18 protein-coding genes are annotated in these 20,711 nt (G+C 70.2%); 6 read left to right on the top strand and 12 right to left on the bottom strand.

Features of this window, described 5'->3' with window-relative positions; genetic code table 11:
- Positions 1 to 50 precede the first annotated feature (50 nt).
- From AB0I88_RS25885 to AB0I88_RS25870, 4 genes are all read right to left on the bottom strand, one after another.
- Complete coding sequence (locus AB0I88_RS25885) at positions 51 to 1,583, bottom strand: alpha-N-arabinofuranosidase (RefSeq protein ID WP_361029600.1); 1,533 nt, start codon at positions 1,581 to 1,583, stop codon at positions 51 to 53.
- 108 nt (positions 1,584 to 1,691) lie between these two features.
- The gene (locus tag AB0I88_RS25880) at positions 1,692 to 2,537 is read right to left on the bottom strand and encodes a carbohydrate ABC transporter permease (protein WP_361029597.1); all 846 of its coding nucleotides are present in this window, start codon (positions 2,535 to 2,537) and stop codon (positions 1,692 to 1,694) included.
- Positions 2,534 to 3,466 (bottom strand): sugar ABC transporter permease, encoded by a 933-nt coding sequence (locus AB0I88_RS25875; RefSeq protein ID WP_361029594.1) that lies wholly within the window; start codon positions 3,464 to 3,466, stop codon positions 2,534 to 2,536. The genes AB0I88_RS25880 and AB0I88_RS25875 overlap by 4 nt, the downstream gene beginning before the upstream one ends.
- Positions 3,466 to 4,773 carry an extracellular solute-binding protein gene (locus AB0I88_RS25870; RefSeq protein ID WP_361029591.1) on the bottom strand — a complete coding sequence of 436 codons (1,308 nt, stop codon included), beginning with the start codon at positions 4,771 to 4,773 and terminating at the stop codon, positions 3,466 to 3,468. Before AB0I88_RS25870 ends, AB0I88_RS25875 begins: the two co-directional genes overlap by 1 nt.
- Positions 4,774 to 5,078: 305 nt before the next feature.
- Here AB0I88_RS25870 and AB0I88_RS25865 point away from each other — a divergent pair, with 305 nt between their 5' ends.
- Positions 5,079 to 6,113: a LacI family DNA-binding transcriptional regulator gene (locus AB0I88_RS25865; protein WP_361029588.1), complete on the top strand. Its 1,035-nt coding sequence runs from the start codon at positions 5,079 to 5,081 to the stop codon at positions 6,111 to 6,113.
- A gap of 34 nt (positions 6,114 to 6,147) precedes the next feature.
- Here the strand turns inward: AB0I88_RS25865 and AB0I88_RS25860 are convergent, their stop codons facing one another.
- From AB0I88_RS25860 to AB0I88_RS25840, 5 genes are read right to left on the bottom strand one after another with little or no spacing between them, the layout of a single operon-like run.
- Positions 6,148 to 7,287: a hypothetical protein gene (locus AB0I88_RS25860; RefSeq protein WP_361029585.1), complete on the bottom strand. Its 1,140-nt coding sequence runs from the start codon at positions 7,285 to 7,287 to the stop codon at positions 6,148 to 6,150.
- Positions 7,288 to 7,290: 3 nt separating this feature from the next.
- Positions 7,291 to 7,803, bottom strand: coding sequence for a sigma-70 family RNA polymerase sigma factor (locus tag AB0I88_RS25855; protein ID WP_361029581.1), 513 nt, complete (start codon positions 7,801 to 7,803; stop codon positions 7,291 to 7,293).
- A 36-nt stretch (positions 7,804 to 7,839) separates the two neighbouring features.
- Positions 7,840 to 8,799, bottom strand: coding sequence for a non-homologous end-joining DNA ligase (gene ligD, locus AB0I88_RS25850; RefSeq protein ID WP_361029578.1), 960 nt, complete (start codon positions 8,797 to 8,799; stop codon positions 7,840 to 7,842).
- A 10-nt stretch (positions 8,800 to 8,809) separates the two neighbouring features.
- Positions 8,810 to 10,582 (bottom strand): acyl-CoA dehydrogenase, encoded by a 1,773-nt coding sequence (locus AB0I88_RS25845; RefSeq protein WP_361029575.1) that lies wholly within the window; start codon positions 10,580 to 10,582, stop codon positions 8,810 to 8,812.
- Between the two features lie 43 nt (positions 10,583 to 10,625).
- Positions 10,626 to 12,413, bottom strand: coding sequence for a sensor domain-containing diguanylate cyclase (locus AB0I88_RS25840; protein ID WP_361029572.1), 1,788 nt, complete (start codon positions 12,411 to 12,413; stop codon positions 10,626 to 10,628).
- Between the two features lie 184 nt (positions 12,414 to 12,597).
- On the opposite strand from AB0I88_RS25840, the gene AB0I88_RS25835 reads away from it, so the two are divergent.
- The gene (locus AB0I88_RS25835; protein ID WP_361029569.1) at positions 12,598 to 14,340 is read left to right on the top strand and encodes an alpha/beta hydrolase; all 1,743 of its coding nucleotides are present in this window, start codon (positions 12,598 to 12,600) and stop codon (positions 14,338 to 14,340) included.
- On the opposite strand, the gene AB0I88_RS25830 is transcribed toward AB0I88_RS25835, so the two are convergent.
- The gene (locus AB0I88_RS25830) at positions 14,273 to 14,503 is read right to left on the bottom strand and encodes a hypothetical protein (RefSeq protein ID WP_361029566.1); all 231 of its coding nucleotides are present in this window, start codon (positions 14,501 to 14,503) and stop codon (positions 14,273 to 14,275) included. The two genes, AB0I88_RS25835 and AB0I88_RS25830, sit on opposite strands and share 68 nt — an antisense overlap.
- 136 nt (positions 14,504 to 14,639) lie before the next feature.
- Here AB0I88_RS25830 and AB0I88_RS25825 point away from each other — a divergent pair, with 136 nt between their 5' ends.
- A complete protein-coding gene (locus AB0I88_RS25825) occupies positions 14,640 to 14,831 on the top strand; it encodes a hypothetical protein (RefSeq protein ID WP_361029563.1) in 192 nt (63 codons plus the stop codon).
- Positions 14,832 to 14,866: 35 nt separating this feature from the next.
- Here the strand turns inward: AB0I88_RS25825 and AB0I88_RS25820 are convergent, their stop codons facing one another.
- Complete coding sequence (locus AB0I88_RS25820; protein ID WP_361029560.1) at positions 14,867 to 15,505, bottom strand: response regulator transcription factor; 639 nt, start codon at positions 15,503 to 15,505, stop codon at positions 14,867 to 14,869.
- On the bottom strand, positions 15,457 to 16,743 hold the full coding sequence (locus AB0I88_RS25815) for a sensor domain-containing protein (RefSeq protein WP_361029557.1): 1,287 nt from the start codon (positions 16,741 to 16,743) through the stop codon (positions 15,457 to 15,459). Before AB0I88_RS25815 ends, AB0I88_RS25820 begins: the two co-directional genes overlap by 49 nt.
- Positions 16,744 to 16,852: 109 nt before the next feature.
- On the opposite strand from AB0I88_RS25815, the gene AB0I88_RS25810 reads away from it, so the two are divergent.
- From AB0I88_RS25810 to AB0I88_RS25800, 3 genes are all read left to right on the top strand, one after another.
- Complete coding sequence (locus AB0I88_RS25810) at positions 16,853 to 17,851, top strand: acyl-CoA desaturase (protein WP_361029554.1); 999 nt, start codon at positions 16,853 to 16,855, stop codon at positions 17,849 to 17,851.
- 224 nt (positions 17,852 to 18,075) lie between these two features.
- Positions 18,076 to 18,960: a CDP-alcohol phosphatidyltransferase family protein gene (locus AB0I88_RS25805; protein ID WP_361029551.1), complete on the top strand. Its 885-nt coding sequence runs from the start codon at positions 18,076 to 18,078 to the stop codon at positions 18,958 to 18,960.
- A gap of 128 nt (positions 18,961 to 19,088) precedes the next feature.
- Positions 19,089 to 20,687, top strand: a complete 1,599-nt coding sequence (locus AB0I88_RS25800) for a phospholipid carrier-dependent glycosyltransferase (RefSeq protein WP_361029548.1) — start codon at positions 19,089 to 19,091, stop codon at positions 20,685 to 20,687.
- The last annotated feature ends 24 nt before the right edge of the window (positions 20,688 to 20,711 follow it).

Genomic DNA, 20,711 nt, shown 5'->3' with positions numbered 1-20,711 from the left:
ATATTCCGTCGGCCGGCTCCCCTGGCGGCCGGAGCCGGCCGGCGGAGGCATCAGGCGGTACGGGTGAACCGGATCGCGCTCCACGAGACGCGCGGCAGGGTCAGGGTGGCGACACCGCCCTCGACAGCCACGGCGCCGCCCGGCACCTCGGCGGTCGGGCGCAGGACGACCCGGTCCGGGTTCTCTCTGGTGTTGGCGGCGTAGAGGTCCTCGTCGTCGGTCAGCGTCCAGGACTCGGCCACGGCCAGGTCCCCGCCGAACGCGCTCAGGTCCACGGCGAACTCGGTGGCCCGCTCGACGTCCCGGTTGACCGCGAAGACCACGACGTCGCCGGTGGCCGCGTCGTGGGTGGCGACGGCGTCGATCACCGGGGCCACGCCGTACTTGGCGGTCTCGTAGGTCGGGCTGTCGATGTTCAGCCGCAGCACGTCACCCTTGGCCAGGGCGGCGGTCTTGGCGAACGGGTGGAAGATGGTCTGCCGCCACGCCGGGCCGCCGGGCTCCGTCATGATCGGGGCGATCACGTTGACGAGCTGGGCCTGGCAGGCCGCGGTGACCCGGTCGCTGTGCCGCAGCAGCGAGATCAGCAGGTTGCCGACCACCACGGCGTCGGCCACGTTGTACTGGTCCTCGATGACCGGCGGGGCGACCTTCCACTCCTCCGGCAGCGGCGCGTTCTGGAACCGGGACAGGTACCAGACGTTCCACTCGTCGAACGACAGGTTGATCTTCTTCTTGCTCTTCAGCCGGGCGCCGACCGCGTCCGCGGTGGCCACGATGCTGTTCACGAAGTAGTCCATGTCGACCGCGCTGGCCAGGAACGAGCCCAGGTCGCCGTCGTGCTCCTCGTAGTACGCGTGGCACGACACGTAGTCGACCAGGTCGTACGCGTGCTCCAGAACCGTGGACTCCCACGTTCCGAACGTCGGCATCGACGAGCTGGAGCTGCCGCAGGCGACCAGCTCGAGATCCGGCTCGGCGGACCGCAGCGCCCGTGCCGTGGCGGCCGCGAGCAGCCCGTACTCCTCGGGGGTCTTGTGGCCGGTCTGCCACGGACCGTCGAGCTCGTTGCCGAGGCACCAGAGCTTGACGCCGTAGGGCTTCTCCGCCCCGTTGGCGCGCCGCTGCTCACTCAGCGCGGTGCCCTCCGGGTGGTTGAGGTACTCGTGGACGTCGAGCGCCTCCTGCACGCCGCGGGTGCCGAGGTTGACCGCGTACATGATCTCGACGTCGGCCTTCTCCGCCCACTTGGCGAACTCGTCGATGCCGACCTCGTTGGTCTCGATGCTGCGCCAGGCCAGGTCACGTCGGCGGGGCCGCTTCTCGACCGGTCCGACGCCGTCCTCCCAGCGGTAGCCGGAGACGAAGTTGCCGCCCGGGTACCGGACCATGGTGACGCCGAGCTCGCGGGCGAGCGACAGCACGTCGGTCCGGAAGCCGTCCTCGTCGGCGAGCGGATGGCCCGGCTCGTAGATGCCGGTGTAGACACAGCGGCCCATGTGCTCGACGAAGGAGCCGAAGGTCCGGCGGCTGACCGGCGCCACGACGGCGCCCGGATTCAATGCGACACGCGCACGGAGCATGGTTGTTCCCTTTACCAAAGAAGAAGAGGAGACGCGCGGGTTGACGAGGTCCGTCCCCGACGGTGGGGACGCCGTGTCAACTCCGGCGAGACAGGTCGCGGACGGACCTCACTTGACCGAGCCGATGGTCAGGCCACCGCGCCAGTACCGCTGCAACATCAGGAAGGCGGCGATCAGGGGGACGATCGCCATCAGGGAGCCGGTCACGATCACACTGAAGGTGGCCGCGCCGCCGTTGCCCATGATCGCGGACATGTACCAGCTCCGCAGGCCGACGGTGAGCGGGTAGAGCTGGTCGTCGCTCAGCATCACCAGCGGCAGGAAGAAGTTGTTCCAGGACGCGACGATGCCGAACAGCAGGACGGTGACCAGGGCCGGCTTCATCGCGGGCAGCGCCACGCTGGTGAAGACCCGCAGCTCGCCGGCGCCGTCGATGCGGGCCGCCTCGAGCATCTCCTCCGGGATCGAGTCGTGCACGTACACCCGCAGCAGGTAGACGCCGAACGGGTTGAGCAGCGACGGCAGGATGACCGCCCAGATCGTGTCGACCAGGTCCATCTGCGACATGAGCAGGTAGGTCGGCAGCACCAGCGCGGTCGCCGGCACCATGATCAGACCGAGCAGGAGCGTGAACAGGGCGTTACGGCCGGGGAAGCGCAACTTCGCGAAGGCGTAGCCGGCCAGCGCCGCGATCACGGTGGAGCCGACGCCGCTGACCACCGCGTAGAACGCCGAGTTGCGCAGCCAGGTGGCGAAGACCCCGTTGTCCTGCTGGAACAGCGCGGACAGGTTGTCGGTCAGGTGGAAGTCGGAGAACCACAGCGAGGCCGACTCGAAGAGGCCCGCGTTGTCCTTGGTCGCGGCGACCACCAGCCACCAGAACGGAAGCAGGAAGTAGATCGCCATCACGCCCATGACGATGTGGGCGAGGAGGCTGCCCTTCTTGAGACTCATCGCAGCGCGCTCCTCTTCCGGGTGACGAACAGGAAGATGTACGACCCGACGAAGACCACCGCACCGAGCAGGAACGAGATGGCCGCCGAGTAGTTGTACTGCTGGAACGAGAACGCCTGGTTGTAGGCGTACACGTTGGGTGTGTAGTGCTGGGTGATCGCGCCCGGGTTGAGCGGCTGCAGGATCAGCGGCTCGGTGAAGAACTGCAGCGTGCCCATGATGGTGAACAGGGTCGCCAGGATCAGCGCGGAACTGATCATCGGGGTCTTGATCCGGAGGGCGATCTGCACCTCGCCGGCGCCGTCGATGCGCGCCGACTCGTAGGTCTCCCGGGGCAGGCCCTGCAGGGCGGCGTACAGGACGATCATGTTGTAGCCGGCCCACTGCCAGGTGGTGATGTTGCCCAGCGACGCCAGCACCACGTCACTGGAGACGAAGTCGATGCCGAGGCCGGAGAGCGGGCCGATGGTGTCGCTGTAGAGGAAGCCCCACATCAGGGTGCCGATCACGACCGGCACGGCGTAGGGGACGAACGCGGCGAGCCGGAAGAACCGGGAGAACCGCGAGGTCGTCGCGTCGATCAGCAGAGCGGCGATCAGCGCGATGCCGATCATCACCGGCGTCTGGACCAGGCCGAAGATCAGGACGCGGACCACGCCCTCGCGGACCAGCGGGTCCTGGAACGCCTGTTGGTAGTTCTCGAACCAGGCGAAGACCTCGCCCTCGATGAGGGTGGACCGGTAGAGGCTGATCTTGAACGCGTACGCCATCGGCAGCAGCAGGAAGGCGATCAGCAGAATCGTGAACGGCAGGGCGAAGAGCCAGCCGGTGGCCGCCTCCTTGACCCGTGCCGTGCGGCGGGTTCCGGCTTTCGCCGAGGGGCCCGCGGCCGCCGGAGCGGCCGCGGGGGGAGTCTGGACCTCGGTCATTACTGAACCTTGAAGCCCTGCTGGGTGGCGTAGGTCTTGATGTTCTCCTGCGCCGTGTCCAGGGCCGCCGACCAGGACGTCTTCTTCTCGATCGCCTGGTTCAGGTTGGTGGTCAGCTGGTTGAAGTTGTAGCTGTTGAACGGGCTCCAGTCCAGGTCACCGATGCCGTTGTAGGCCGGGACGAAGACCTCGTTGACCTTCTGGCCGCCGAAGAAGTCGTAGGCCTTGCCCTTGAACAGGTCCGACTCGAGGACCGGGCTGACGGTCGGGAAGAGAAACGCCTTGTCGATGCCGATCTTCCAGGCCTCGGTGTTCTTGGCGCCGAAGATCTCCATGGCGACCTTGGCCGCGATCTCCGGGTACTGCGCCTGGTCGGTCACCGCGAACGAGGAGCCGCCCCAGTCGCCCTGCGCGTTGGCGCCGGCGGTCCACTGCGGCAGCGGCGCGACCTTCCACTTGCCGGACGACTTGGCGGCGTTGGCCTGGATGTAGCCGGGGCCCCAGCCGGCCGCGAGGTAGGTGGCGTACTTCTCGGTGTTGAGGCCGTTGTAGAAGTCGGTGGTGTGGAACGCCGTGGTGTCGGCGACACCGCTGCCGACCAGGCCCTCCCAGTACTCCAGGACCTTCTTGGCCTCGGCGGAGTTGACGTTCACGCCGATGTTCGACGGGCTGGCCAGGTCGTAGGTGTACGGCTTGGCGCCGGCCTGCCAGAACAGACCGGTCATGAAACCGCCGTCGTTGGCGCCGAAGTCGGTCATGAACGACTTGCCACCGGAAGCGGCCTTCAGCTTCTCGCCCTGCGCCTTGTACTCGTCCCAGGTGGTCGGGACGGTCAGGTTGTACTTCTTGAAGATGTCCTCGCGGTACATCATCGCCATGGGGCCGGCGTCGACCGGGATCGCGTAGACCTGGTCACCGGAGCTGACCTGGCTCCACGCCCAGCCGGCGTAGTCGCCCTTGACGTCGTTCGCGCCGTACTTGCCGAGGTCGACCAGGTGCTTGGTGAGCGCGAAGGTGGGAATCTCCTGCAGCTCCAGCATCACCACGTCGGGTGCGCCCTTGCCGGCCTTCAGCGCGGTCTGCAGCTTCGTGTACTGGTCCTGGCCGGTGCCGGCGTTGGTCCATTCGATCTTGACGTCGGTGTGGGTCGCGTTGAACTGGTCCACCACGGCCTTGAACTCCGGGTACCAGGCCCACACCTTGACGGTGACGGTGCCGGTCGGCTTCGCCGAGGTGGCCTCCTTGTCGTCGCCGCTGCCGCAGGCCGCCAGGGTCACCGCGGTCGCCGTGGCCGCGATGGCCGCCACAACTGATCGCCGACTGACTTTCCGTGCACTAAAGTTGCCGATGTTCACTGGGTCCTCACAGACGAGTAGATGCGTATCCAGTTGATCAGTTCTGAGACCGGTCAAGGGCTCAGAGTGCCGACCTCCGGTGCTGGCACATCGGGGGTCGGCCATAAGGCCGAACTACGCACGCCAAACAGTCTTCACCGCTGGTCGAGCTGGGTTGCTACGCTTTTTGCAGCGCTGCAAAGCAAAGCATGCACGGGTCCCTGAACGACGGCAAGGGGTAACCTGCCGGAAACTTGGGGCGGTCAGAGGGGGCAAGAATGCGTCGAGAAGTCACTCTGCGTGACGTCGCGGAGTTGGCCGGCGTCTCCAGCCGAACCGTCTCCAACGTCGTCAACGGCTACGCCAACGTCACGGAGCGTACGAGAGAGCGCGTTCAACGGGCGGTCGAACAGCTCGGCTACCGACCCAACGTGCTCGCACGGAACCTGGCGCAAGGACGGTCCGGCCAGATCGCGGTCGTCGTGCCGTACCTGGACACCCCGTACTTCTCCGAGTTGTTGCAGAGCGTGATCCGGACGGCGCGGGTCAGCGGCTATAACGTTTTGATCGACCAGACCGACGGCGACCCCGAGCACGAACGGGCGTTCATCGCGGACGGCTCCCGCCGGCTGCTCTTCGACGGCGTCATCTTCAGCCCGCTCGGCCTCGACCAGCAGGCGCTCGCCAGCCGCGACCACAACCTGCCCCTCGTCGTCCTCGGCGAACGCTCCAGCGACGGCAGCTTCGACCACGTCGGGATAGACGACGTGGCGGCCTCCCGGCAGGCCACCGAGCACCTGATCGACATGGGCCGCAAGCGGATCGCGGCGATCGGCGACCAGCCCTACGCCACCGGCGAGGCCGCCCAGCGGCGCACCCGGGGCTTCCGGGAGGCGCACGCGGCCCGAGGGATCACGCCCCGGGAAGACCTGATCATCAGCACGCCCCGGTTCAACCGGCCGGACGGCGCCCACGCCATGGAACACCTGCTGTCCCTCGCCGAGCCGCCGGACGCGGTGTTCTGCTACAGCGACCTGGTCGCACTCGGGGCGATCCGGACCATCGTGTCCCGGGGCCTGCGGGTACCCGAGGACGTCGCGGTGGTCGGTTACGACGACATCGAGGACGGGCGCTTCTCCAACCCGACGGTCACCACCATCTCGCCGGACAAGGAGATGATCGCGGCCACCGCGGTGGAACGGCTGCTGCTGCGCATCCGCAGCTCCACACCCCCGCCGGGGCTCGAACTGTGCGCGCCGCACCGGCTGATCATCCGGGAGAGCACGGCCGGGCGTACGCCGACCGCCCGGTGATCGGGGACCACCGGGCGCCGCGCGGTGGACGGTCTCAGTCGATCGTCGCGGTGAACCCGGTGACCTCACTGACCCCGGCCGCGCCGACCGGGTAGACGGCGCCCCGCAGGGTGCGGCTGTCCGACCAGGCGATGGAGACCATCGGCGAGGTCTTGCCGTCGGCACCGGACAGTTCCTGCTGCTTGAGCACCTTGCCGTCGGTGACCCGGATCAGCGCCAGGACGGCCCGCAACCCGGAGCCGGTGTCCTCGTCGTAGGCGACCGCGAGGGTGGCGCTGTCCGGGGAGAGCCGCATGTCGGTCACCGCTGTGCAGCCGGTCAGCGGGATCTCGGCGGCGAGCCGCACACCGGTGATGTCGTAGACCCGGGGTACGCACTCGTCCCGCATCCGGGACACCGCCAGCCAGGCGCCGGACATGTCGGTGTACCGGAGGTCGCCGAAGACCTGGCTCAGCCCCACCGCCGACTTCGCGGCGACGAGCCGCTCCTTCCCGGTGGGGATGTCGTGCATGACCAGGCCGGCCGGGCGCCACAGATAGGCGGTGTCCTTCCGGGCGGCCACCAGCATGGCCGGCTCACCCTGCTTGCGGACGTTCCGCTGGACCTCGATCCGGCCGTCCGGATCGGTCACCACCAGCCGGTATTCGAGCCCGGACACGTTCGGGCCGTCGGTGCGCTCGATGCCCGGTTCGGTGTCGTGCGAGCCGAACGCGACCGCCCCGCCGTCCGGCAGCAGCACCAACTGCTCCCAGTTCCGGGCGCCGACGACCCGGTGGCCGATCACCTCGCCGTCCGGGAGCAGCTCGCCGATCGCCGTCTCGCCGCCGAGCTTGACCGCCGTCCCGCCGGTGCCCCGGTAGTCGCCGGCCGCGGCCCGGAGGATCAGGTGCTGACCGGGCGGCCCGGCGCCGGGTCCGGTGGTCCTCTCCGGCCCGGTGCTGCCCGCCGGGGCGACCACTCCCGTGCCGCTGAGCGGATCCTGCTGCCGCTGAATCGCCACTCCGGCCACCGCGCCGGCGATCACGGCCACCACCGCGACGGCCGACAGCGCCGTCCGGCGGCCGCGGCGACGGTGGGCCCGGGCATACACGTCGGTCAGGTCACCCGGGTAGCCGGGCGCGGCGCCCGCCACCGCCCGGACCGTCTCGGTCACGTCCTGCGGAATCGTCTCCATGCGTCAGTCCTCGCTGTTCAGCTCGTGCCGGAGGGTGGCCAGCCCGCGGGAGAGACGGCTCTTGACCGTGCCCTCGCTGATCCGCAGCGCGGTGGCCGTCTCTGCGGTGGTGAGGTCGAGCAGCACCCGGCAGGTGATCACGGCCCGCTGCGCCTCCGGCAGCTTGGCCAGCGCGTCCCGCGCCGCGACCACGGTGTCCGGGGGCCGGAGGTACGGCCGGGCGGCGTCCTCGGCCGGTGGGCGCTCGCGGCGCACCTTGCGCCACCAGGAGGTGGCCCAGTTGAGGCCGACCCGGAAGACCCAGCCGGCCGGGTTCTCCAGCCGGCTGACCGTGGGCCAGCGGGCGTAGGCCCGGGACATCGCCTCGGCGACGGCCTCCGCGGCCAGGTCGTCGCGGCGCAGGGTCACCGCGAGCGCCCGGTGCACCCGGTCCGCGTTGGCCCGGTAGAAGGCTTCGAAGCCGTCCGGCTCCGGGCCCGCCACGGTGTCGTCGATCATCACTGTCGGGAGCGCCATGCCAGATACACGCGGCCGCGCCCCGATCGGTTCCGGCTAGTCTCGCGGTTTCTCGTCGGGGGTGGCCAGGCCGGCCTTCTCGTCGCGGTCGGCCCACTCCAGCAGGGTGTCCAGCGAGTACGCGTGGTCGTCGATGGTGGCGTGCAGATCGCCCAGCTCGGCGAAGCGCGCGGGGACCGTACGAATCGTGAAGTCCCTGGGGTCCAGATCCTGGATCTCGTCCCAGGTGACCGGGGTGGAGACGGTGGCCGTGGGGACGCCCCGCACCGAGTAGGCGCTGGCGATGGTGTGGTCACGCGCGTTCTGGTTGTAGTCGATGAACAGCGCGTTCGGATCGCGGTCGCGGCGCCACCAGGTCGTGGTCACGTCGTCCGGGGCCCGCCGCTCCACCTCGCGGGCGAAGGCGAGCGCGGCACGCCGGACGTCGGAGAAACCCCAGGACGGCTCGATGCGCACGTAGACGTGCAGGCCCTTGCCGCCGGAGGTCTTCGGGTAGCCGGTGACGCCGATCTCGTCGAGCACCTCCCTGACCACCGGGGCGACCCGCTGGACCGTGCCGAACGGGCAGTCCGGCATCGGGTCCAGGTCGATGCGCCACTCGTCGGGTTTCTCGGTGTCGGCGCGGCGGGAGTTCCACGGGTGGAACTCCACGGTGGACATCTGCACGGCCCAGATCACGTCGGCCGGCTTGGTCACGCACAGCTCGTCGGCGTGCCGGTGGTACCGCGGGAAGGTGACCCGGACCGTCTCCAGCCACGGCGGGGCCCCGTTGGGCACCCGTTTCTGGTGCACCTTCTCCCCCGCCAGACCGTCCGGGAACCGGTGCAGCATGCAGGGTCGCTCGCGCAGCGCGCGGACGATCCCGTCGCTCACCGCCAGGTAGTACTCGACCAGGTCGAGCTTCGTGGCGCCGAGCTCCGGGAAGTAGACGCGGTCCGGGTTGGAGACCCGGACCTCGTGGTCGCCGACTTCGATGATCGTGGCTTTACCGGCCATACCTGCGAAACTAGCCCAACCAGGCGTCGTCCATGTCCCGAAGCAGGGTGTCGCCGGAGTCGAGCAGGTCCAGCATGGGTGCGATCCGCGGCAGCTCGTGGGTGACGAAGTACCGCGCGGCGAGGCGTTTGCCCTCGTAGAAGGCGCCCTCCTTGCCCTCGGCGGCGAGCAGCTGCTCCAGCCAGAGCCAGGCGATCACCAGGTGGCCGGCGGCGTCCAGGTAGGCCGTGGCGTTGGCCAGCGCGCTCGACGGGTCGCCGCCGGCCCACAGCTTGGCCGTGGTCGCCGCGAGCCGGCCGGCCGCCGCGAGCACCGGTCCGCCCAGTTCCGCCGGCGCCTTCTCGGCGGCGGCACGGATCCGGTCCAGCAGCAGGGACAGGCCGGCGCCACCGCGCTGGGTCACCTTGCGGCCGAGCAGGTCGAGCGCCTGGATGCCGTCGGTGCCCTCGTGGATCGAGTTGAGCCGGTTGTCCCGGTAGAACTGCTCGACCGGGTACTCGCGGGTGTAGCCGTACCCGCCGTGGACCTGGATGGCGTGGTCGTCGGCGAGCCGGCACCACTGCGACGGCCAGGCCTTCACGATCGGGGTGAGCGTGTCGAGCAGCAGGTCGTTCTCCTCGGACGGCTCGTCCAGCAGCTTCGCCGCGTAGAGGACCAGGGCGAGGCCGCCCTCGACGTACGACTTGGAGGCGAGCAGCATGCGGCGCACGTCCGGGTGCTGGACGATCGGCACCGGCGGGGCCAGCGGGTCCTTGCCGGTGTGTGGGATTCGGGCGCTGTTCGCACCCGAACCCGACACGCCGGGTCCGCTCACCGGGCGGCCTTGCAGGCGCTCCCGGGCGTACGCGAGAGCATGCAGATAGCCGGTGTAGCCGAGGGCCACCGCGCCGGAGCCGACCCCGATCCGCGCCTCGTTCATCATGTGGAACATGTACGCCAGGCCGCGGCCCTCCTCGCCGACCAGTTCGGCGGCGGCGCCCTCGAAGGCGAGGACCGTGTTGGTGGTGCCCCGGTAGCCCATCTTGTGGTTGAGCCCGGCCAGGATCACGCCGTTGCGCTCGCCGGTCTCCAGGTCACGCTTCGGGACGATGAACAGTGACAGGCCCTTCACCCCGGCCGGCGCGCCCTGCACCCGGGCCAGCACCAGGTGGATGATGTTCTCGCTCAGCTCGTGGTCGCCGCCGGAGATCCACATCTTGCCGCCGTCGATCCGGTAGGTGCCGTCGGGCTGTCTCGTGGCCCTGGTCGTCACGTCACTGAGCGAGGATCCGGCCTGCGGCTCGGAGAGGCACATGGTGCCGGTGAACCGGCCCTCGATCATCGGGTGGACGTAACGCCGGATCTGCTCCTCGGTGCCGTAGGTGAGCAGCAGGTGGGCGTTGCCCGCGGTGAGCATGGCGTAGGCCGAGGTGGCCGTGTTGGCGGCCTGGAACCACAGGAAGCAGGCCCGCTGCACCACGTGCGGCAGTTGCAGGCCGCCGTGCTCGGCCGGGAAGCCGGCGGCCGGGAGACCGGACTCGGCGAAGATCCGCAGCGCCCGGCTCACCTCCGGGATGATCGTGACCTTCTCGCCGTCGAAGACCGGCTCGGTCAGGTCGCCGGCCCGGTTGTGCGGCGCGAAGTCGCGCTCGGCGATCCGCTGGGAGACGTCGAGGAACGCGTCGAACGTCTCCCGCGAGTGCTCGGCGTACCGCTCACGGGTGGTCAGTGACTCGGCGCCGAGCCACTCGTACAGCAGGAAGTCGAGGTCGCGCCGGGAGAGCACCTTGGACACCGCAGCCACCGCCGTTCGTCGGGGAACTTAATGCACCCAGTGTGCACTAAGTTTAGTCCGTCGCGCGGTGCCGGCCCACCCGGACGATCGCGCCGGCCGGCAGCCGCCGCGAATACTTGATCTCGTACATGGCGTGGTCGGCGGCACGCAAGGCCTCGTCGGGGTCCGCGGCGGCCGGCGCCATGTGCACACCGACGCTCGCGCTGATCGAGATCTCGTACCCGTCGATCCGGAACGGCAGCTCGAGAACGTACCCCACCCGGCTGCTCATCGCCTCGACGTCGGCCCGGTCGTGGACACCGGGCATCAGCATGACGAACTCGTCGCCACCCACCCGGGCCAGCACGTCGGTGGACCGTACGCACGCGCTGAGCCGGTCCGCCACCTGGCGCAGCAGTTCGTCGCCGACCTCGTGGCCGTGCGCGTCGTTGACCGGCTTGAACCCGTCCAGATCGACGAACAGCACCGCCACCGACTCGGACCGCAGCGACGAGCAGAGCCGGTCCTGCATCCGGCGCCGGTTGGGCAGCCCGGTCAGCGGGTCGTGCTGGGCCTCGTGCTCCAGCCGCTCCTGGAAGGCCCGGTTCTCCGAGATGTCCCGGGCGTTGATCACCACGCCGACGAGGGCCGGGTTGTCCATCTGGTTGGAGGCGGTGAAATCGAACCAGCGGAACTGGCCGTCGGCGGTACGGACCCGGCACTGCAGGCGCAGCACGCCGGACGGGTCGGTCAGCAATCTGGTCAGCCGGTCCCGCATCTGCCGCTGGTCGTCGGGGTGCACCACGTCGAAGACGCTGTGCCCGACCAGCGCCCCGACCTCGAACCCGAGCACCGACACCGCGCTGGGGCTGCTGAAGATGATCCGGCCGGCTTCGTCCAGCACCGACACCAGATCCGGCGCGTGCTGGAAGAGCGCCTGGAACCGTTCGTCGGCGCGACGGCGCTGAATCTGCGTCCGGTAACCGAGCAGGGTGATTCCCACCACACCGATCACCAGCATGGCGAGCAGGGTGAGGTTGAGGGTCTGGCTGCGGCTGTAGACCGCGCCGTCGAACGAGGCCTTGGTCTGGGTCCGCACATAGGACCAGTCACTGGCCAGGCCACCGACCACCACCGCGATCATGTCGGTGCCGTTCTCGGCGTACTCGACGAACTGGGCGTCCTCCCGGTTCAGCGACGCCTTGATCTCGTCGTGCACGGCGCCGCCGACGAGCGCGTCGTCGCTGGCCGCGCCGATCCGGCCGGCGCTGTCGACGATCATCGTCGTGTGTGTCTCGCTGCGCAGCTCACGGATGTAGCCGTGCAGCGAGGTGTGCGCCACCTCGTTGAGGCCGACCAGGTAGCCGACCACACCGCCGCCGACGATGACCGGGATGGCCACCGCGGCCACGACGGTGTCGCCGGCCCGCATCACGCCGGAGAACCCGTACCTGTCGGTCCTGACCTTGGCCCACAACGGATCCCAGGCGGCGTCCCCCGGCGACGGCAGACCGGAGGTCCGGCTGGCGGTCAGGAAGTCGCCCTCCAGATCAGTGGTGATCAGCCCGTACTGGAAGGTGACGCTCTTCCTGGCGGCCAGGGCCAGCACCGCGCGGTCGACGGGGTCGTCGGCGGACAACCGGACGGCGAGCTGCCCCAGCAGGAAGGTGAGCTCCTTCACGGAGTTCTTCTGGAGCTGGCCCGTAAGGGTGCCGTTGTTGGCGCCGAGTGCCGTGGTGTCGTTCTGATGCACCGTCTCGACCGCCTGGACGGTCGACCGGTTCACCAGAAAGCCGACGAACCCGGCACCGGCCAGCAACAACACGCTGACCAGCACGGCGATCCAGTTGCGCAGCCGCATGGCATCCCTCCTCACCGCTTGTCATCGGCAGTCGGCGGCCCGGCTGAACCAACCCGGGGGCCAGAAAGTCAGGGGGAAATGGGGCGGCGCTCAACGGCATAGACCCCCGATGATGAGAAGCACGTACCGGGTTGCTCCCGTCACACCCCGGGTACGAGACCGGCCCGACGAAACGGAGAACCGGATGCGTAGACAGGTGGTGGCGCCGCCGACAGGCTGGCTGGCGCCGATCCGGGGCCGGATCCCCGCCCCGCGCCGCTCGCCCGAGCAGACCCCTCCGCCCACCGCCGCACCGCCGATCTCCCCACCCCGCCGGCGCATTCTGCGTTCCGGCCTCAGCCTCACCGGTGCCGGTTTCGCCGCCGGCTTCTACTGCCTCTCCTTCACCCCGTCCCTGCTGCCCCGCGCCTGGCTGCTGCAGGGCGTGGTCGCCGGGATAACCGCCGCCATGGGGTACGCGCTGGGCGCCGCCCTGGGAGCGCTGGCCCGACGGCTGCGCCGCCCGCTCACGCCACGTACCGTCCGGATCGCGTGGAGCGTCCTGTTCGCCGTGGTGCCGCTGCTCGTGGTGGTGTCCCTCTGGCTGGGCACCCGGTGGCAGCGTGACCTGCGGATCCAGCTCGGCATGCCGCCGCCGGAGGAGCACGACGTCAGCCGCACCGTCGGGGTGAGCCTGCTCACCTTCGGCCTGCTGCTGCTCATCTCCCGGCTGCTGCGGCTGGCCACCCACGCTTTCGCCCGGCTGTTCCTGCGGGTGATACCGGTTCCGGCCGCCTGGTGCGCCGGCGTCCTGGCGGTGGCCCTGCTCAGCTACAGCGTCGTGGACGTCCTGCTGGTGGGCCAGATGTTCGCGATGGCCGACCGGACCGCGGCCGTCGTCAACAACGGCACCGGCAACGGGGTGCGGCGGCCGGACTCCGCGCTGCGCTCCGGCGGCCCGCGGTCGCTGGTGTCCTGGGACTCGCTGGGCCGGCAGGGCCGGTCCTTCGTCGCCGGAGCGCCCACCGGCGAACAACTGACCGCCTTCGCCGGGCGGACCGCGCTGGAGCCGGTCCGGGTCTACGCCGGTCTCGCCTCGGCGCGCACCCTCGAGGAACGGGCCGCGCTGGTGGTCCGCGAGATGGACCGCACCGGGGCGTTCGACCGGGCCGTGGTGGCGGTGTTCACCCCGACCGGCACCGGCTGGGTGGACAACAAGGTGCCCCGCTCCCTGGAGTACATGTTCGCCGGCGACACCGCCCTGGTCTCCATGCAGTACTCGTACCTGCCGAGCTTCTTCGCCTTCGTGGGCGACCGGTCCGAGGTGGCGGACGCGGCCGAGGCCCTGATCGGGGCGGTCCGGGCCCGCTGGGCGGCCATGCCGGTCACCGACCGGCCCCGGCTGCTGCTCTTCGGCGAGAGCCTCGGGACGTACGGGATGGAGAAGACCTTCGGCACGCCGGAGGGCCTGGTCGAGGGAGCGGACGGCGCGCTGCTGGTCGGGCCGACCTTCGCGAACCCCACGCACCGGCTGCTCACCGAGACCCGGGCCGAGGGCAGCCCGGTCTGGGACCCGGACTATCCGGGCCTGCCGGTGGAGTTCGCCGACGACGCGGCCGAGCTGCGCACGCTGACCGGCGCCCGGCCCAAGGTCGTCTACCTGCAGAACGCGACCGACCCGGTGGTCTGGTGGAGCTGGGACCTGCTGTGGAAGCAGCCGGAGTGGCTGAGCGGGCGGCGGGCCCCGGACGTGACACCGGACATGCACTGGTACCCGGGCATCACGTTCTGGCAGATCAGCTGCGACATGGTCTTCTCCAACAAGGTGCCGACCGGGCACGGCCACGTCTACAAGTCGGAGACGGTGGACGGGTGGGCGGCTATCGCCCCGCCACCGGGGTGGACGACGGCGGACAGTCTTCGTCTGCGGGCGCTGCTGGACGGCTGAGGCCGGGCCGGTCGCCGAGCCGGGCGTCCACCACGGCGGGCCGGGCCGGCGTCTCGCCGGCGTAGGCGCGGACCGCGAGGCCGGCCAGGAAGGCCACCACGGACATGACCGCCACGCCGAGCAGCGCGCCCCGGCGGAAATCGGTTCGGAACGGCTCCTCCATCGCGCACCTCCTGCCATCAATCGTGAATGCCGGACATGTAGGTGGATACCCGGTTGTTCGGGCGACCCGGTACGGGTGACACCCGATGGAGACCTGGCGCCGTTAGAAACAGCGAGGGCGCTGGAGGGAGACACCGATGTCCGAACCGCTGGAGGGATTCCAGCGAATGCCCGGACGCCGGCCACGCCCGGTGGCCCAGGGCATCGCCGCCATGGTCGCCGCGGTCGCGGTGCTGGGCGGCGGGCTGCTCGCGAGCCGCCTGCTGTCCGGCGAGGACGACCCGAAACCGCCCGCGCCGTCACCGAGCCCGTCGAAGTCCGCCGCTTGAGCCGGCCGGCGGCCGGATCCGGCCGTCGAGATCGCTCAGCCGTTGAGGTAGGCCAGGACGGCGAGCACCCGGCGGTGGTCGTCGTCCGACGGCGGCAGTCCCAGCTTCGTGAAGATGCTGTTGATGTGCTTGCTGACCGCCTTCTCCCCGACGAACAGCTTGGCCGCGATCGCCCCGTTGGACCGGCCCTCGGCCATCAGCCCGAGCACCTCCCGCTCACGGCCGGTGAGGGCGGCCAGCGGCGGCTGGTTGCGGGCCAGGAGCTGGCCGACCACCTCCGGGTCCATGACGGTGCCGCCGGACGCCACCCGGCGGACCGCGTCGACGAACTGGGCCACGTTCGCCACCCGGTCCTTGAGCAGGTAGCCGACCCCGCCCCGGCGGTCGGTCAGGAGCTCCCGGGCGTACAGCGGCTCGACGTGCTGGGAGAGGACGAGCACCGGCAGGCCGGGGACCGTGGTACGCGCCGCGATCGCCGCCTGCAGCCCCTCGTCGGTGAAGGTCGGCGGCAGCCGGACGTCGATGACCGCCACGTCCGGACGGTGCTCGACGAGGGCGGGCAGCAGCGACGGCCCGTCCTCGACGGCGGCCACCACCGCGAACCCGTACGCCTCCAGCAGCCGGGTCAGGCCGTCCCGGAGGAGGGCGAGATCCTCGGCGAGAACAACGCGCACGGCAGCTCCATGGTCACGACGGTCGGTCCACCCGGCGGGCTGGACAGGCTCATCGTGCCATCGAAGGCGGCGAGACGGCGTTCGATGCCGCGCAGGCCGGTCCCGCCGCCCGGGTCGGCCCCGCCCCGGCCGTCGTCGCTGACCCGCAGCATCAGCAGGCCCCCGCTGTGCCGGACCTCCACCGAGGCGTGCGCGGCGCCGGAATGCCGCGTCGCGTTGGCCAGCGCCTCGGCGACCGCGAAGTAGGCGGCCGACTCGACCGGCGTGTCCAGCCGGCCGGGCACGACGGCGGTGACCGCGGTGGGGATCGGCAGAGCCATGGCCAGCGCCTGCACCGCGCCCTCCAGACCGCGCTCGGCGAGCACCGGCGGGTGGATGCCGCGGACCAGGTGGCGCAGCTCGTGCAGGGCGGTGGTGCTGTTCTCCCGGGCCTCGGCGAGCAGTTTGCGGGCGGCGGCCGGGTCGTCTTCGATGATCTCCTCGGCCAGCCCGATGGTCATGCCCAGCGACACCAGCCGGGCCTGGGCGCCGTCGTGCAGGTCCCGTTCGATCCGGCGCAGCTCCGCGGCCTGCGCGTCGACCGCGCCGGCCCGGGTGACGGTGAGCTGGCTGACCCGCAGGCGCAGCTCGGCGGCACGGGTCGGTGCCAGGAAGGGCCGCGCCGTGTACGCCTCCGCCTGCCGCAGCCAGGGAGCCGCCGCGACGCCGACGGCCAGGATCACCGCGCCCTGCGGCAGGGACAGGAAACCCTCGCCGACGGTGTCGATCGGCCAGATCGCGCCGTAGCCGTACCCGTCCACGCCGACGGAGACCCAGAGCGGGATGAGCAGGATGCCCTGAACCCCGTAGGCGACGATGCCCAGCGACAGCCCCGCCAGGATCAGCCCGCCCACCGCGCCGGGCAGCAGCCACGCCACGTCCCGCCAGGTGGCCGGGTCGGTGATCAGCCACCGGTAGCGGCGCAGACCGCCGAGGACGGCACGCTCCGGGCGCGGCCGGTAGGGCCGGGCGATCGGCACGCCGTACCGGGCCGCGAGCCGGCGGGCCAGGTCGGCGCGGGCCCGGATCAACAGTGTCACCAGGGGCAGCAGCACCAGCCCCAGGCCGAGCACCGGGGTCAGCACGAGCGCCACCGCGAAGAGCACCAGCAGCGGGAGGTTGAGCAGGGCCAGGGGGACGGCGTACGCGGCGCCCGCCACGGCGTACAGGCCGTCGCGGATCCAGTCACGCGAGTCCATGACCCCATCCTGGCCGGGCGCCGCCGGGATGTCGGTAGTGCCAGCCCTACCAGGGTGCGGGGTCCTGGCTTCCCTGCCCCGGTGGTGCCGAGGGTGTTTGCTGGACCACATGACGACGACAGCCGAGACACGGTCGGGCAGCGATTTCGCCGAACTGAACCGCCGGATCAACGCGGCCGGACTGCTGCGCCGCCGCCCTGGACACTACGCCGTGCGCCTGAGCCTGGTCGCTCTCGCGTACATCGGTGGGTGGACCGCCTTCGCCCTGGTCGGCGCCTCGTGGTGGACGCTGGCCGTGGCGGTCTTCCTGGCCGTCACCTTCGCCCAGGTGGGCCTGGTGGCGCACGATCTGGCGCACCGGCAGGTGTTCCGCACCAACGCGCCGAGCGCGCGGGCCGGGCTGATCGCCGGGAACCTGGCGATCGGCATGTCCTACGGCTACTGGATGGACAAGCACACCAAACACCACGCCAACCCGAACCACGACGATCTCGACCCGGACGTCGGCCCGGACGTACTGGTCTGGTCGGCGGAGCAGGCCCGTGGCAAGGGTTTCGTGGTCCGGCATCAGGCCTGGTTCTTCTTCCCGCTGCTCACTCTGCTGGGCATGTCGCTCAAGCGGGACAGCGTCCGCGCGCTGCGTGCCGGCTCGGTCAAGCGGCGCGGCCTCGAGTCCGCGCTTCTCGCCCTCCACTTCATCGGGTACGCCGCCGCGCTGCTGATCGTGCTGTCCCCGCTGCAGGCCCTGGTCTTCTTCGTGGTGCATCAGGCGCTGTTCGGCGTCTACCTGGGTCTCACCTTCGCCCCGAACCACAAGGGGATGCCCCATCCGGACGGAACCGAGGATTATCTGCGCAAGCAGGTCCTCACCTCACGTAACGTGCGTGGCGGATGGTTCGTCGACGTGGTGCTGGGCGGGCTGAACTACCAGATCGAGCACCACCTGTTCCCGGCGATGCCGACGCCGAACCTGCGATCGGCCCAGCCGATCGTGCGTGACTACTGTGCCGAGATCGGAGTGCCGTACGAGATGACCGGTCTGATCGAGTCGTACCGGCAGGCGCTGCGTCACCTGCACGATGTCGGGGCGGAGTTGCGCGCCCGCTGACCATGAAGATGATCAATAGGGCTCCGGTCCCGGACCGTCCGGGGCCGGGCGTAGAGTCTCCGGGTGCGCGGCGCCGCTGCCACGCCCAGAATTGACACTGGTTCGTAACAACTGAGCAGAATTCGGCTACCCCCCGCCGCGAAAGGCGTTACCGCTGGTAGTGACCTTGATGAACCGGCGGGGTACATAGCGTTTTCATGGGATTAAGGGATAAAGTGCCGCGGGTGAAAGTGACCTTGCAGGAGATCCGGGAACGGACCTACAAGCCGGTCGACGCTTGGTGGACCGTGCTTCTGGTCGACCCCCTGGCGTCGCGACTGGTGCGTCAGGTGGCGCCGTATCGGTGGATCACGCCAAACATTCTGACCCTTGTCGCTTCGATCTTCGGCTTCGGCGCGGCCGCCTGTTTCGCCGTCGGCGATCGGTGGTACCTCGTCGCCGGTGGCATTCTGTTCCACATCAGCTTCGTGGTCGACTGCATGGACGGCAAGATCGCCCGGCTGAACGGCACCGGCACGATGTTCGGGCAGTGGCTCGACTTCGTTCTCGACCGGGTCCGGGTCTTCATCATCGGCCTCTGCCTCTTCGGCGGGCAGTACGCGAAGACCGGCGACGTCGCGTACCTCTGGCTGATGTCCGTGGCGATCTTCCTGGACCTGTTCCGCTACCTGAACAGCGCCCAGATGACCAAGGTCCGCCGCAGCATGAAGGACCAGCTCAACGCGTACCTCAAGCCGATGCGGGTGCAGGCCGAGCCGGCCGCGGAGATGGCCGAGCCGGTCGACGAGATGCCGGAGCCCACCCCGGCCGGCGGCGGTTCGGCGAAGAACCGGATCGGCGCCACGCTGCGCCGCAACCGGATCCGCACCCACCTGATCAGCGGCATCGAGTACGAGATGTCGGTCTTCATCATCGGCCCGATCACCGGCCTGATCTTCCCGGTCACCATCGCGGTCGGCGCCGGCCTGCTCGCCTTCGAGGCGTTCCTGATCTTCAAGCTGTTCCGGGCCTGCCAGCAGTTCCCCGCCAAGCTGGCCGCCGCCCAGGCCGCCTACGAGGAGTACGAGGCGGGCCACGACGAGGACGAGCGGGTTCCGTCCACGGTCTGACACCGTCCGCGCGAAGCACCCCCCGGCGGCCCGTCCGCCGGGGGGTGCTCCCGTTCCGCCACCGGGAACCCGGGCCGGAGGTCACCCGGGCGGTGGGTCCCCGGCCCCTTCCCGGCTAGATTGGCCGGATGCCACGACGCCGTCCGCTCTACCTGCTGGCGGTGCTGGCGATGCTCGGGCAGATGGCGTTCGCGATGGTCACCACGGCCGTCCAGCAGTCGCCGACCATCGACGAGCCGGTCTACGTGGCCACCGCCGAGGTGTACCGGCAGCAGCACAGCCTGCGTTACAACCCGGAGCATCCGCCGCTCGGGAAACTGATCATGGCGGTCGGCACCGCCTTCGCCGGGGCCGAACTGGACCCCGCCCACCCCGGCGACCAGACCCGGCTCGGCCGGCACCTGCTCTACGAGACCGGCAACAACCCGTTCCGGCTGATGCTCCTGGCCCGGCTGCCGATCATCCTGCTCACCCTGCTCTTCGGGCTGGTCGTGCTGGTCTTCGCCCGGGACGTGGCCGGGCCGCTCGCCGGGCTGATCGCCCTCGCCCTCTACAGCTTCTCCCCCGACGTCATCGCGCACGGGTCGCTCGCCACCCTGGACGTGCCCGCCGCCGGGATGCTGCTCACCGCGTTCTGGCTGGCGTGGCGGGCCCGGACCCGGCCCACGTGGTACGTGCCGCTGGCCGGGGCCGCTCTCGGCGCGGCGCTGGCGACCCGGATGAGCGTGCTTCCCGCCGTACCCCTGCTGTTGCTTCTGGCCGGACTGTCGACCTGGCGGAACCGGACCGATCAGCGGAGGCGCCGCCTGATGATCGCCGTGGGAGCGGCGCTGGGCGCCGGAGTGATCGCGGTGGCCGTGGTGTGGATCACCTACCTGCTGGTCGATCCACGGCTGCGCTGGACCACCCCGCCCGGCCTCGACCAGATCCACTGGCTGAAGCGGCTGGCCGTGGACCTGCTGCCGTTCCCGCAGGCCTATCAGGACGGGATGCTGATCCAGTTCCGCTTCGAGAACCGGTCGTTCAGCGGATTCCTGCTGGGCGAGGCCTACCAGGGCTCACCGTGGTATTACCTGCCCGCCGCGATCGCCATCAAGACGCCGCTCGGGATGCTGGCGCTGTGGTCGGCCGGAGCGGTCACCATGCTGGTGATCCCGCGCCTGCGGGCGGCCGCCCTCTACGTGCTGCCGGTCTCCGCGCTGCTGCTCGCCGTCGGGATGGCCGGGGAACGCAACTTCGGCACCCGCTACTCGGTGTTCCTGCCCATGTTCCTGGCCGTGGCGGCCGGCACGGTGGCGCTGATCCGGGTCCGGTGGGCGCGGATCAGCACCGCCGTCCTGGTGGCCTTCGTGGCGGTCAGCTCGCTGCTGACGTTCCCCTACTACCTGCCCTACTCCAACGAGGCCTTCGGCGGGACGGACCGGACCCACCTGCACCTGCACGACGCCAACGTGGACTGGGGCCAGGATCTCGCCCGGCTCGGGCAGCGGTTGCGCGCCGACCATCCGGGCGAGCCGGTGTGGCTCGTCTACAAGGGGTCCGGCGTGCCCGGGTACTACGGGATCACGGCGCGGGACCCGTACACCGTCCCCGACGATCAGGTCCGGGGGCTGCTCGTGGTCTCCGACTCCCGGGTGGCGCTCGCCGGGCCACGGCTCAAGAACTGGATCGCCAGCAGCACCGAGATCGGCAACGTGGGGCACTCGATCCGCATCTACCGGCGCTGACCGGTTGGACGGCCGGCTGAGGGG

This window comes from Actinoplanes sp. NPDC049802, from assembly GCF_040656595.1.
Taxonomy (GTDB): Bacteria; Actinomycetota; Actinomycetes; order Mycobacteriales; family Micromonosporaceae; genus Actinoplanes.
Note: the sequence above shows the minus strand (reverse complement) of the source record. Positions and strands in the feature narration are given on the sequence as shown.